This is a genomic window from Campylobacter hominis ATCC BAA-381, from assembly GCF_000017585.1.
Taxonomy (GTDB): domain Bacteria; phylum Campylobacterota; class Campylobacteria; order Campylobacterales; family Campylobacteraceae; genus Campylobacter_B; species Campylobacter_B hominis.
The window spans coordinates 1288958-1303394 of the sequence record NC_009714.1; the positions used below are offsets into that span (position 1 = coordinate 1288958).

The following is a 14437-nucleotide window of genomic DNA, read 5'->3' on the forward strand; positions in this document are numbered from 1 at the left end:
TTTACTTTTGATAAATTTTTGAATTTTATCTAATTCTTACTAAAATTTCCCTAATGTCAATGTAAATTTTTGAGTTTGCCGATATTTCGCACTTTGCGCGCGGAATTTTATCTACTATAATGATAGGCGAAAAACTACCGGCTCCAACTATTTTTTTTCTTATTTTAAGCTCTTTTTTTACTGATAGCGGGCAAGCTGCAAACTCATCAAAATTTTTAAATTTTACATTTGAAATTTTACAAAATTCTTTAAAATTTAAAATTTTAATCTGCTCTTTATCGCTAAAAAATTTATGACACTTGTCAGGTATCATAAATTTCACAAAGTTCAGTTTAAAATGCGAATTAAATAAAACCACGCTATTTTGCGCAATACCGTCAAATTTTATTACAAAACTCAAAAGGCGATAATTTATAAATTTATCTCTTAAAATTTCAAATTTTATGCCCTTTTTCTCAAGCTTTGAAATTTTGCGGTAAAGCCTGATTTTATCTTCTATCGAATTAGGTAAAATTTGGCGATTTACAGGGCTCATCAGTTCAAAAATTTCAGATTCTTTTCTTTGAGCACGCAGCGCATAAATACAACCGCAGTAATTTTGATGATAGACTTTAAGATCTCTTGCAAGAGCAAACTGCGCGTTTGTACCGCCATTTTTACGAAAATCGGGGGCTATAAATTCCAAATTCTGCTCGTCACAAATTTTTTTTAGACTGTCGACCAGTTGTAAATGCGATTTTTTAGGACTCATAAGCAAAGTTGTGCTGATTTTCTTCTCACCGATTTTTTTAGCGAATTCCGCCGTTTCGGACATTCTGAAATCAAAACAATATTGACAGCGTTTGCCTTTTTCAGGCTCATTTTCAAGACCTTTTGCACCGTTTAGCCAGTCATTAAAATCATATTCACCCGCATAAACCTTGATTCCGAGCTTTTTACAATCTCTTTTAACCTCCATAAAACGAAGTAGAAATTCGCTGTAAGGATGAATGTTCGGATCGTAAAAATAACCTATAATAGACTCATTTGTAAGCTTTTTCAACTCTCTAAAAAAATAACTGCTATCAACAGCGCAACAAATTTGAACAACCAAAAATTTTAACCTTTTTCAAACAAAAATTTGTTATAATTTTATGAAATTTATATAAACAAACGAGAAAGAATGAAAAAAATCTTAAAATTTTTTGCTGATAAAAAAAGACTTTGCGTATTGATTTTTGCGGTGTTTTTTTTAATTTACACAATTTTTGGATTTTTTGGAATTCCATACATCATCACAAAAATTTTACCATCTAAAATGCCGAACAAAGTTAGCCTGAATATACAAAATGCAAAGTTTAACCCTTTTACTTACGAATTAAACATTACAAATTTGGATTTAAGAACGCAAATACCGCTTTTCAAAGCCAAAAAAATAGACGCTGACATAAAATTTACAGATTTTTTCAAAAAAAATCTTAATTTTGAAATTTTAACTCTTGAATCGCCGCAAATCAGCATAGCAAAAGATAAAAACGGTAATTTCAATTTTGCATCTTTACTTGAAAATAATAAAACCGAAAATAACAATGAAGAGAAAAATTCAGGAGTTAATTTAATCTTAAAATACCTTAAAATAAAAAACGGCACGATAAAATATGCCGATAACTCGTTAAAAGAGCCGTTTGTAGCGGCAATTGACAATATAAATTACGAATTGACAGATTTCGACTTGAAACAAAATATTGGCGGAAACCACCGTTTTGGCGGTGATTCCAGCATTATGGAAAATGTGAATATAGAAAGTAAAGTCGATTTGAATCCGTTTAAAATTTACGGAAAAATAGATATAAAAAATCTTAATATAAATCCATTTTGGCTATCTTTTGTACCTGATAATACAAACCTTAAAAACGGCATTATTAACTCAAATTTACTTTACTTTTTAAAATTTGACAACGAAATTAAATTTTATTTAAAGGATTCAAATTTAAGTATAAGCGATTTTTCTTTATCTCTTGATAAAAATAGCTCGGAACATGCGAATTTTAAAGAACTTGCACTAAAAAATTTCAATATTCATCTTTTATACGACAAAGACATAAAAACCGATGCGAAACTGGAAAAATTTTATTTGCAAGATGCGAATTTATCAGCTTTTAATTACAATTTGAATTTCAAAAATTTAAATAGCGACAATGTGAAATTTAATATGGAAAATCAAAATTTTAATGTTAAAATTCCTCAAATTCTGGCACAAACTACAAAACTTGACTTTAAGAAAAAAGATTTTTTCGCTTTATCGAAAATAGATTTAAAAGATATAAATATAAGTAAAGAAAATAACACCACAATGGTTGCTTTGCAGGATTTTAACGCGAGTAATTTCGATTTAAACAAGTTTATAAATTTTAAAAGTCTATATGTAAAAAATATAAAATTTGACGAAAAAAGTTTAAAAATAAAAAACGCCGATTTGAATGAACTTAATTTTAACAGCGAAATTACTAAAAACGGCGCAACAGCACTAAATTCTTTGGCACTTTTAAAAACTTCTAAAAATGCTGCAAAGAAGAAAAAATCAAATTTTAAATTTGAGCTTGAAAATTTCAGCTTAAACAACGCAAGCGCCCAAATCAGCGAAAGCTTCATTACAAAAATGACGCACAGAATAACAGGAATAAACTTAAATATAAAAAATTTCAGCTTAGACAAAGATTTTAACGTAACAACAAATATCAACTCATCTCAAATCGCGCTGAAATCGAATGGCAACCTTAAAATTTCGCCTTTGAGATTTTCCGGTAAAATTTCAGCAAAACTCAAAAATTTAACATACTTTAATCCGTATTTAAATGAATTTATAAATGCTGATATAAAAAGCGGCGAAATAAATACTGACGGCAATTTAAAATTTACGGACAATTTCGATTTTAGCGGAAATTTTTCGGCTAAAAATTTTATATTAAACGACAAAAACGGCAAATTTTTCGGCATCAGGAACTTAAGTGTAAAAAATGCGAAAATCACACCTGAATCGGCAGTTTTAAGCGACATAAACATTTCATATCCGTATGCCAAACTTTTCATAGATAAAAACAGAAATTTCAACGCAATCAATATAATAAAATCAAATAAAAAAAGCGCTGCACGAAGCGAAAATAATTTTGATTTTACACTTAAAAATATAAAACTTCTCGGGGGCGAAATCGATTTTATCGATCACAGTTTAATGATTCCGTTTGATATTAAAATTTCGAAAGTAAGAACGGCGGTGAATAAAGTAGCTTCAAAAGGTCTTACAAAGCTCGATTTTAACGGTCTTGTAGGAAAAAACGGAACCGGAAAAATAAAAATCATAACACTTCCTTTCAATTACGATCAAAGATCTCACATGGAAGTAATTTTCAAAAATGTGGCACTAAAAGACGCTACGCCTTACAGCGCGAAATTTATAGGATATGAGATAAAAGACGGAAAATTAAATCTCAAACTTGATTATAAAATAAAAGATAAAAAACTTGTCGCTAAAAACAACATAAATCTGGATCATTTCACACTTGGCAAAAAAGTGGAAAGCAAAGATAATGTGAATTTGCCCGTATCCTTGGCTGTTTCAATCTTAACCGATCAAAACGGACAGATAAATGTTGATTTGCCTGTAAACGGGGATTTGAATAATCCTGATTTTAGCTACGGCGGAATTGTTTGGAGCGCCGTTGGCAAACTTTTTTCAGATATCGTATTAAGCCCTTTCAGATTTATAGGAAATGTTCTTGGAATCGATACTTCAAAACTTGAAGGAATTGATTTCGAGTTTGCAAGCAGTGAAATTCTGGATAGCGAAAACGAAAAATTTGAAAATATAAAACACATTTTGGATTCAAAGCCTGAAATAAAACTTACATTAACTCCGACTTACAATGAAAAAGGCGACACTTTTGCTTTTAAAGAGGAGAGTTTTCATAAAAACATAGATTTAATCATAAATCAACAAAATGTCAGCTATAAAGAAGCAATTCAAATTTTAAAACATCGATACTCTATAAGAGAAGATAAAAATTTAAAAAATTTGATTATAAATGCGCAGAAATTTACACCCTCAAGGCTTGATGAGCTTGCTGAAAAAAGGGCGGAAAATGTAAAAGATAAATTAATTGAAATTGGCGTAAATAGCGCTCAAATCATCATAAAAGATATTCAAAAAACAGATGCCGAACAAAATACTTACGTATCAATTGGACTTGGAATTGAAAAATAAAAATTTTGATATTAAAAAAAAGGATTGGAATGACAAAACTTGGAATTCATGGCGGAAGCGGTAAAATGGGCACAATGATATATGAATGCGCTCAAAATTTCACAAATATTGAAATTTCGGCAATTTATTCTATCGAGCCTTTGAAATATTCGCCGAACTGCATTGTTACGAATGATTTGCAAAAGCTTTTCGAAAATTGCGACGCGGTAATTGATTTTACGATTAAAGACGGCGCAATCGCACTTTTAAATTATGCAAAATCTCATCCGAAACCGATTTGTATGGGAACTACGGCACTTGGAAGCGAAGGCGAGGCGCTTTTAAAAGAGTGTGGTAAAAAAATGCCTGTTATTTACGCCACAAATATGAGTCTTGGAGTTGCTGTTTTAAACTCTTTGACGGCACAAGCTTCTAAAATTTTAAGAGATTTTGACTGTGAAATAGTGGAAATGCACCACAGGCACAAAAAAGACGCGCCAAGCGGCACAGCAATGACTTTAGCTAAAACTGTAGCAAATGCGCGCGGGCTTGATTTGGAAAAAGTAAGAATAAGCGGTAGGGACGGAATGATAGGCGAACGAAAAAAAGATGAAATAGCGGTAATGTCACTAAGAGGTGGCGACATCGTAGGCAGACACAGCGTCGGATTTTATAATGACGGCGAGTTTATAGAATTAAATCATACCGCCACATCCAGAGCTACTTTTGCAAATGGAGCGATAAAAGCGGCGCTTTGGGTAATAAATCAAGAAAACGGGCTTTATGATATAAATGATTGTTTGGGGATAAAAAAATGTGTGCGATAGTTGGAGTTATAAATTCAAATGACGCGGCTAAAACTGCGTATTACGGGCTTTTTGCGATGCAACACAGAGGACAGGAAGCAAGCGGAATAAGTGCGAGTTTCAACCATCACATAAAAACCGTAAAAGGCAGAGGTCACGTAAGCGAAGTTTTTAATAAAGAAAGTTTTGAAATTTTAAAAGGAAATATCGCAATCGGTCACAACCGCTACTCGACGGCAGGAAACGGCAGCATAAAAGACGCGCAACCGGTATATGCAAACTACGCTCTTGGCGAAATTTCAATCGTACATAACGGAAATCTTGTAAATAAAAATGAAGTTCGAACAAAACTTATAGAAGAAGGCGCTATTTTTCAATCAAATATGGATACCGAAAACATTTTGCATATTATTGCAAGAAACAAAAATATGAAGCTTAGACCGCGCATCATAGAAGCTGTCAAAAAATGCGTCGGAGCTTATTGTCTTTTAATTTTAAGCCGTAGCAAAATGTTTGCCATAAGAGATAGATTCGGCGTAAGACCTCTTAGTATAGCAAGACTGAAAGACGGCGGATATATGGTAGCAAGTGAAACATGCGCTTTTGATTTGGTGGGAGCAAAATTTATCCGCGATGTGCGTCCTGGAGAAATGGTTGTATTTCAAGAAGGATCTGATGAGATAGAAAGCATTCAGCTTTTTGATAAAACCGATCCTAGAATTTGCGCGTTTGAATACATCTATTTCGCGCGCCCAGATAGCATAATAGAGGGAAAAAACGTATATAACGTGCGAAAAAGACTTGGCGAAATATTAGCCGAAAAATGCGCCGATATAAAAGGTGACATCGTAATTCCGGTGCCTGATAGCGGCGTGTCTGCCGCACTTGGCTTTGCAAACAAAGCTAAAATTCCTTTTGAAATGGCAATCGTGCGAAATCACTATGTAGGTCGCACATTTATAGAACCTACGCAGGAAATGAGAAATCTAAAGGTAAAATTGAAACTAAATCCGATGAGCGCTTTGCTAAAAGGCAAAAAAGTAATTGTAGTCGATGACAGCATAGTGCGCGGAACTACCAGCAAAAAAATAGTTGAACTCCTTCGTTACGAAGGGGCAAGTGAAATTCATATGTGCATCGCATGTCCTGAAATAAAATATCCTTGCAAATACGGCATAGATACTCCAAGCTACGAAGAGCTAATCAGTGCAAACAAAAACGTAGACGAAGTTTGCAAATATATAGGCGCCGACAGCCTTACTTTTCTAAGCATTGACGAACTTATAAAAGGACTAGGCGATGAACGAAAATACTCGCTTGTAAGCTTTGATGGAAACTACTTTATAAAAGATTGAAATTTTGGCGAAATTTTTAAAATTTCGCCTTTTAAAAAAATATTTATATCCCTAAAATTTTCTGTAATTTTTAACTTTTTTAAGCATATATTTATAAAATAATATCATATTGTATTTTTTAAAAAAAAGCGATAAAGGCTTGTTTTAGCCTTAAAAAAGCTTTATCTCTTGATAGGTTGAAGCCGAATCGGTAAAAGCGTAACTGTAAATACCATTTTTGGTGAAAATATTACAAAAGAAAGTCTCAGCCAAATAGCCTTATAACAGAAAAATCTACAAATACAAATCCGACAATTTAACAATGTTCGATTTTTCCATAAATTATCGACAACGCCGAAAAAGACAATATACACAAAAAATATGATAAATTTTATTAAACAGCTAAGACAAATTAATTGATACAATGTTAGCAGTTTGCAAAGCGGATAGAAATTTATGTGCAATTTATAAACTCATAACTAAAGTTAAATTCTAAATCAGGAAGATTAAAAATGAAATAATGAAAAAATATGCCAAATGATAAGTTTAAAAACTTCTATAAATTCGCATTGACCATAAAATAAAAAGTAAAAGATGAAAGCGGCGTAGAACCTGAAGTTGCATATTATTCGCGGCAAATAATAACAATATAATTTATCCGAACTTTTTTTATGAATTTTAAAAAGCGTGCCGATAAAAAAGCACATAATTTTTGCCATAAAAACGAAGAAAAGAAAATCGGCAAAGCAATCAAAACGAAAATACAGGAAAGAAAACAAGAAAAACAATTAAAATTTCACGCGAAGAATTGGATTAAAAAGCAGGAAAATGGCTTGGTAACAAAATTACAGATTTAATTCCTATTACAAACTCTATAAAAAGAAATAATAAAAACGGTAAAAGAAATTTTCAAAACAGCAGGTAAAATTATCGGCAAAATTGCCGATAAACCATTAAAAATTTTAAAAATTCATTTCAAAATTTTGAAATAATCCGCAAACAATCGGATTTTTCAGATTATATACTTTAAAAATTCATATTTGTTTTTATGCAGTTGAAAAATAAACAAATTACACCGTTAATTTGTTTTGAAAAAATGCGCGAATATAATTTTATTATGATAACAGATCGTATTTAATTTTATAAACAGGCAAACAAAAAATTAAAATGTTATATAAAACTTTTAAATTTCAAATTGCATAAAATAAGCCGAAAACAGGCGCATTTGAAAAACTAAATTTTATTTAACAATAACTTTAATAGCGAATAAATAGGATAACGGCTAAAAATTTTGTATTTAGAATTTTAAAAAAATACTGCACGAAAATTAAAGCCGTTGTCAATAAAATAAAAAATCTAAAAACAGGCGCATTTATCAAAATTTTATAATCGATAAAACAAAAAACTGCGCCGTAACAAAAACAAAATCAAAACTGCGTTAGGCGCTTTTAAAAAACAACACCATTTAATAAAAAATTCTTTTTGTTGTTTTTGAAATTCTCTAAAATTACAAAAATTTAAAATTTAAATCAATAAAATCATATATTTAAAGCTGTATAAATCTAAATTTTAAAAACTTGCAAATTTTAAAAATCAAATAATTTTGCGCCACATAGATTAAAAATTTAAAATTAAACTACTATTTTCTCTTTAAAATTTAAAGAGAAAATTTTATTTAAGTTATTTATTTTTTAAAATTTAGCGTCTATTTTATATCCAAGTCCCGGAACGTTTTTTATAAAATTAGGTCCTACTTTGTCGCGAATACGCTTAATGAATGTACGGATTGCAGCATCAGTAACTTTTTCTCCGACCCAGACATTTTTTTTGATATCGGATTGTATAACCAAAGTGCCCAATCTGTTTACAAGCAATGAAACGAAAGCAAGTTCTTTTTTGGTTAGAGATATTTCTTTGTCGTCTTTTATAAGAACTTTTTTTGTAGGGCTGAAAAAGTAACCGTTTCCAAGCTTTATATCGCTACTTGATTCTATTTTGGCTTTTGCCAAAGTTTCGATTGCAAAAATCAACTCATCCATATCAATCGGTTTTAACAGATATTTGTCAATTCCGACATCGATTGCTTTTATTAGTTTTTCTTTGTCATTAAATGCTGAAAGCGCGATTACAGGTGTGCTTGGCGAAATTTTCTTAATCTCTTTTGTCATTTCAAGACCGTCTTTGATTGACATCAAAATATCCGTTACAACAATGTTCGGATTATACTTTATAAATTTTTTAAGTCCTTCTTCGCCGTTTTTAGCGGTATATACACTTTTAAAAATTCCGTCAAACGAATCGGCCATTGAATTTAAAATTTTAATTTCATCTTCGACAATTAAAACACTTAAATTTTCTAAAACACTCATTTGTTATTCCTTAAAGGTAGATTTATCATAAATTTTACTCCATTTTCAGTATTTTTGGCGTGTATTTGCCCGCCCATATTTTTTACTATCAGTTTTGACATATAAAGACCTATTCCGGTGCCTGATAACTTATGTTTAGTGGTAAAATACGGCTCAAAAATTTTATCCATCACATTGTCTTCTATAAAAGAACCATTATTTTCAATTTCAATATACGCATGACGCCTATCTTTTGAAGCATTTACAGTAATTATTTTTTTTGACGAATTAATACCTTCAAACGCGTCTTTAGCATTTGTTAAAATATTTAAAAACACGTGTGAAAGTTCGCCTCTGTGACCTAATATTTTAATATCTGATTTTGGAAAATTCAATTTAATTTTAATATTTTTTTTCTCAAAAGTTGCATTTATCATACGTAAAGTATCACTCATCGCGTCATATATAAAAAATTCTTCACTCGGTTCGTCCGCGCTAAAAAAATGTTTAAAATCATCAATAGTTTTTGACATAGTCTGTATAAGAAATTTTGAATCGTTGTATATTTTTAAAAACTTTTCTTCATCCGAAATATTTCTTTTTAAATTGAAAAGATTTATCGACAACTCATTTAAAGGTTGGCGCCATTGATGAGCGATGTTTGCGACAAGTTCACCCATTGAAGCGAATCTTGATTGGCGAAGCATCAGTCTGTTTTTTTCTTCATTTTTAGCGATTTCTTCTCTTACTTTTATCTTCAAATTTTCATTTAAATTTTTTAATTCCGACGTCTTTTCATCGACGACTTTTTGTAAATTTTGATTGATACTTTCCAGTTCATTTTGTGCTTTTAAAAGTTTTTCATTCAATTTTACTATTTCACTTACATCTTGGCGAATCGCCACAAACTCTTCTATATCGCCGTTTGGATACAAAATAGGTATAATGGTGGCTTTTAAATAAAACGCGGAGCCGTCTTTTGCGCGGTTTTTAATAATTCCTTTATATACTTTTTTAGCTAAAATCGTATCCCAAAGTTTTTTAAATACACTTTTTGAAACATCGGGATGACGGACAATATTGTGAGAAGAACCGATCAATTCTTCTCTTGAATATCCGCTAATTTTACAAAACTCATCATTTGCAAATGTTATAACACCGTTAATATCGGTTTTTGAAACGATATTACTCTCATCTATAGCGTTTTGATATTGTTTGAGTTTATCAATCATCTGCTTAAAATAAATCCTAAATATGAATTATAAATGCCAAATACAATTATACAAACTGCTGACAGCGTAAATATAGCGTTTTTATACTTTAAATTTAATAAATTTAGCACGAAAGAAAAACTTAAAAGTAATGGCATTGTAAAGATTCCAAAAATAGCCATAATAATTGCGCCTTTTATTAAAGAAGACGACATAATCGCCATAGCTAAAAATGTATAAACAACTCCGCATGGAAGCAAACCGTTTAAAAATCCAAGAAGTAAAAATGAAGCGTAACTGTCTTTGTTAAAAGCGTATTTTAACGGTTTTGCCAAAAATTTTTGATAAATTTTGTCGTTTTCAATAAAAGCTAAAATTTTACCTCGCATCAAAAGCGCTACGCCTAAAAATGCCAAAAAAAGCCCTAAAAAGAAATGTAAAAATGCCTCCGCACGAACCGAAATTTTAAAAAATGAACCGAAATATCCGCCTGATGCACCAAGACAAATATAGGCAAAAACTCTTGAAATTTGATAACTGAATGAATAAAAAAATGCAATTTTAGGATTTTTTTTTGAAAGTTTGGCGTTATATGCAAGCACAAATCCGCCGCACATTCCAAGGCAATGAGTTAAACTTAACATCAACGCCATCGGAATAATGCTGTAAATATAAAAACTCATAAAATTTCAAGAAATTCTTTAAAAATATACTTGCTCTCGTTCGGTCCGCCACTGGCTTCAGGGTGATGTTGAACTGAAAAAATAGGATAATTTTTATATTTTACACCTTCTATCGTTCCGTCAAATAAGTTTCTATGTGTTATTTCAGCAATCTCTGCGATATTTTCAGGAACGTTGTAATTGTGATTTTGAGTTGTAATTTCTATCGTTTTTGTGCGTAAATTTTGCACCGGATGATTTGCTCCGTGTTGGCCGAATTTCAGTTTATACGTTTCGTAACCGAAAGCATTTGAAAGAAGTTGGTGTCCTAAACATATACCGAAAATAGGAATTTCGGCTTCTATCATTTTTTTAATCTCGGCGATTTCATTTTTCAACATTCTAGGCTCTCCCGGTCCATTTGAAAGGAAAATGCCGTTTATTTCACCGTTTTTAAATTTTTGTATCAACAAATCAGCTTTTGTATCATGCGGAAAAATTTCAACTTCAATTCCGACATTGCAAAGCTCGTTTAGAATATTTCTTTTTACACCGTAATCCATCACAGCGACTTTTTTGCCGGATTTTTTCATAGAAGGATACTCTTTGCCGTTCCAAGCCGCTTTATCGTGTTTGTAAGATTTTTTTGTGCTTACAATGCTTACAAAATTTATCTCATCTATTTTTGCCGAGCTTTCAAGCATTCTTTTTAATGTTTCCTTATCCGAAATTTCAGTTGAAGCGATTGCTCTTAAAGTGCCGCTATCTCTCAACATTTTCGTCAAATATCTGGTATCTACATCATAAATTCCGAATTTTTCATTTTTTATAAAAAAATTTTCCAAATCCATTGTAGATCTGAAATTTGAAGGAATTTTATTAAAATTTCTTACGAAAATACCGCTTGCGTGAATTTTCGAACTTTCCAAATCATTTACATTTGTGCCTACGATACCGATTTCAGGCATTGTAAAAACTATAAATTGTCCTGCATAGCTTGGATCGGTAATAATCTCTTCGTATCCTGTCAATGATGTATTAAAAACCATTTCGCCTACACTGCTTCCGCCTTTTCCGAAAGCTTTAGCTTCCAAAAACACGCCATTTTCAATATAAATGTAAGCTTTCATTAAAACATTCCTCTTTTTTTAAGCTCTTCTTCATATAATTTTTCAAAAACCATATCATATTCTTCGGTGCCCGGAATTAATTTTCGCTTTAAAGTGTCCATTTTATCCATCACGTCATCTTCAATTTTGCCGAAATTTTTCAAGTAATTCTCTATTGAGAGATAAATTATATTTTTTACTTTATTTTCGCTTACATTATAATCAACAAGTCCGTTTTTCCAAATACTCTCCAAAATTTCATGCGAAATATTTGAGTAACGATCTTCATAATTCAAATAAAATCTTGCGTCATCGGCAAGTCGTTTTTTAATCAGTAAAAACATATTTCTCTTATCTACAGCCATTGCATCAATATCATCTATATTTTTTTCCATTATTTCATTTGCACGCTCATCAAGTGCGCGCTCTTTTTGCAAATCTTCCACAAGTATGTCATTTGCGACTTTTGCGATACTTTCCAAACCGCCTGTCAGTTTAACAAAACCTGAATTTAAAATATCAAGTGCGATTTTGTGTGCGATATACTTTACATGAGGCATTTTTACTCGCATTTTCGGTCCTTTTTTATTTTTAAAATACCTAAAAATTATATCAAATAAAGCTTTAAAGTATGTAAAAAAGTTTTTATTATTTTTATTTTGCAACTGTAAAAATTTGATAATTTTTTCAAAACAACAATGCAAAAATTTTGATTTTTAAATTTTGTAAAATTACTTGGAATTTCATAATTTTTTAAAGACAAAATTTTAAAATTTTGTCTTTAAATTTCAAAAATAAAATTACTTTTTATTCCACTTTTCGCGTTCACCGCTCTCATCTATTTCATTTCCGATAAGTTCAAAACGCGAATAGTAAAATTTTACAAATTCACGCACCGAAACATCAAGCGGCAGATAAACTCCGTTTTCCAAAACGCAAAATTTGCTTAAAAACTCGTTCGCATCACATTTATCGACATAAATTTTTACTAAATTTTCATAGTTTTTAATACATTCGCACCTGAAATTTTCATATGCATTTTCGCTTAAATCAACATTTAAACGATTATTTTCAAAATTCAAAACGCCGCTTTTAAAAAGCAGACTCAGATGAATCAGACCTTCACAATAATAAGCTCTCACATCATCGACTTTTTGCCAAGCGATAAGCCCTACACTTCTTCTTATAAGTTCATCCAAAACAGGCAAAGCATATTTTTTATTTTCGTGCATAAAAAAGTTCATAAGTCCGCCGGTTGTAGCTTTATACTCTTCAATAAATTTAAAAACTCCACTTTTATTCATAAGCGCTTCGGTGTCTTCATCTATAAAAAAAATGTGGCCGAACTCGTGGCCGATTGTAGAAATTTCATAAACTTTTCGCCAAATTTCAGGATGATTGAACAAAATTTCTCGTCCGAAATTTAAATATTCAAGATCAAAAATTTCACTTGTAAAACGCATAAAAGGCTTTGATTTGGCACTTTCATATACAAAATCCACAAATGCGAAAATTTTCTTACCGCAATTTGAGCTTACAAACTCATCATTAGGCACAACCTGAGCTGAAAAAAGTCCGTTAAAATCGGCAGCATAATAAATCATCGGCGTGCTTATGTAAAGCTGCGTTTTATCGATATTAGTATCGACAAAAGCGTGCATTATTTCATTATCCGCACCGATTTTTTTGTAAAATTCATTAAATGTTTCTTTTGTGTTTTTCTTAAATTCGCCGACATTAAACTCACTTTGTCTTGCCAAACGAATATCCCATTCCAAGGCAACCGCGTGTGTATAAATATCTTCATAATATTCAAGCGGATGACCGATTTGAAGTGGAGTTTTTACGTCCATCCACGCTATTTCGGCATCTCGCCAAGCGGAAATTACATTTTCATTTTCTTTTTCACCGAATGCGGCGCGTAGTTTTTCAAAATATGCGATGTATGCTTCCTGCTCGCGATTTAAGGCAAGTTCGCGCAAAGATTTTATACAATCGTCAAAAGCGGCGTCCAATTCTTTAAATTCAGTTTCAAAAGCCAAAGCATAAGGCAAAAATAAAATTTTACCGTTTATTTCACTCACAACGCCGTAACTTCTATCACAAATCTCGCCATGCGCTGTTTTTTGATAAAGTTTATGTTTGTTTATAAAATCTTTTGCTTCAGCTATCGAATCAAAATCGCGGCCGAATTTTTTGCCGTTTTCATCAATTATTTTCTTTTGCCAACTAAATTGTGCTTTACTTAAAATTTGTCCGATTCTGTGAGTAGAGCGCAAAATTTGCATATAGAATTCATCTAAAATATTTTCGCTCGCGATTTTTTCTATCAATTCCTCGTGCATTTTTTCATGCATTTTTCGCACGAAATTATACATTTTATCACGCACGTTTAAAATTTGCTCTTCGCTAAACCCGAGTTTTTTACATTCATTTATAAGCGGATCCGTTTTCAGATCGACTATGCGCCTTAAAATCGCAATTCTTTCACCGGCACCGCCTTTAAATCCGCAAATTTTATAGCAGGAGTTTAAAATTTCGCTATCTTTAATGTCATAAAGTGCATTCAGATTTTTTTTACTTTCCGCTACAAGTTCATTTACTCTTTTAAAATCATTCATTTTTTAATCCCTTTCTTAAAATTCTAAATTTTACACTACTTGACTTAATATTTGCAAATATAATCGTAGAAAAATGAAATTTTTAAAATTTAAGTAAAAATTTGATATGATTGTTTTTTCATAAAAA

Annotated in this window: 11 protein-coding genes; 4 read left to right on the forward strand and 7 right to left on the reverse strand. The window is 31.3% G+C overall.

The window, feature by feature from the left end; translation table 11 throughout:
• Positions 1-25: 25 nt before the first annotated feature.
• On the reverse strand, positions 26-1093 hold the full coding sequence (locus CHAB381_RS06340; protein ID WP_012109208.1) for an epoxyqueuosine reductase QueH: 1068 nt from the start codon (positions 1091-1093) through the stop codon (positions 26-28).
• A gap of 69 nt (positions 1094-1162) precedes the next feature.
• Here CHAB381_RS06340 and CHAB381_RS06345 point away from each other — a divergent pair, with 69 nt between their 5' ends.
• From CHAB381_RS06345 to CHAB381_RS08905, 4 genes are all read left to right on the forward strand, one after another.
• The gene (locus CHAB381_RS06345; RefSeq protein WP_012109209.1) at positions 1163-4240 is read left to right on the forward strand and encodes a DUF748 domain-containing protein; all 3078 of its coding nucleotides are present in this window, start codon (positions 1163-1165) and stop codon (positions 4238-4240) included.
• Between the two features lie 29 nt (positions 4241-4269).
• Positions 4270-5046, forward strand: coding sequence for a 4-hydroxy-tetrahydrodipicolinate reductase (gene dapB, locus CHAB381_RS06350; RefSeq protein WP_012109210.1), 777 nt, complete (start codon positions 4270-4272; stop codon positions 5044-5046).
• Positions 5034-6380: an amidophosphoribosyltransferase gene (gene purF / locus CHAB381_RS06355; protein WP_041570512.1), complete on the forward strand. Its 1347-nt coding sequence runs from the start codon at positions 5034-5036 to the stop codon at positions 6378-6380. The genes dapB and purF overlap by 13 nt, the downstream gene beginning before the upstream one ends.
• Before the next feature lie 650 nt (positions 6381-7030).
• Entirely contained in the window at positions 7031-7216 is a 186-nt protein-coding gene (locus CHAB381_RS08905; RefSeq protein WP_012109212.1) for a hypothetical protein, read from the forward strand.
• Positions 7217-8050: 834 nt separating this feature from the next.
• On the opposite strand, the gene CHAB381_RS06365 is transcribed toward CHAB381_RS08905, so the two are convergent.
• From CHAB381_RS06365 to ciaB, 6 genes are all read right to left on the reverse strand, one after another.
• Positions 8051-8728 (reverse strand): response regulator transcription factor, encoded by a 678-nt coding sequence (locus tag CHAB381_RS06365; RefSeq protein ID WP_012109214.1) that lies wholly within the window; start codon positions 8726-8728, stop codon positions 8051-8053.
• The gene (locus CHAB381_RS06370) at positions 8725-9939 is read right to left on the reverse strand and encodes a PAS domain-containing sensor histidine kinase (protein WP_012109215.1); all 1215 of its coding nucleotides are present in this window, start codon (positions 9937-9939) and stop codon (positions 8725-8727) included. The genes CHAB381_RS06365 and CHAB381_RS06370 overlap by 4 nt, the downstream gene beginning before the upstream one ends.
• Positions 9936-10601 carry a sulfite exporter TauE/SafE family protein gene (locus tag CHAB381_RS06375; protein WP_012109216.1) on the reverse strand — a complete coding sequence of 222 codons (666 nt, stop codon included), beginning with the start codon at positions 10599-10601 and terminating at the stop codon, positions 9936-9938. Before CHAB381_RS06375 ends, CHAB381_RS06370 begins: the two co-directional genes overlap by 4 nt.
• Positions 10598-11710, reverse strand: a complete 1113-nt coding sequence (carA, locus tag CHAB381_RS06380) for a glutamine-hydrolyzing carbamoyl-phosphate synthase small subunit (RefSeq protein ID WP_012109217.1) — start codon at positions 11708-11710, stop codon at positions 10598-10600. The genes CHAB381_RS06375 and carA overlap by 4 nt, the downstream gene beginning before the upstream one ends.
• Positions 11710-12261, reverse strand: coding sequence for a DUF507 family protein (locus CHAB381_RS06385; RefSeq protein WP_012109218.1), 552 nt, complete (start codon positions 12259-12261; stop codon positions 11710-11712). The genes carA and CHAB381_RS06385 overlap by 1 nt, the downstream gene beginning before the upstream one ends.
• A 228-nt stretch (positions 12262-12489) precedes the next feature.
• On the reverse strand, positions 12490-14310 hold the full coding sequence (gene ciaB / locus CHAB381_RS06390) for an invasion protein CiaB (RefSeq protein WP_012109220.1): 1821 nt from the start codon (positions 14308-14310) through the stop codon (positions 12490-12492).
• Positions 14311-14437 lie beyond the last annotated feature (127 nt).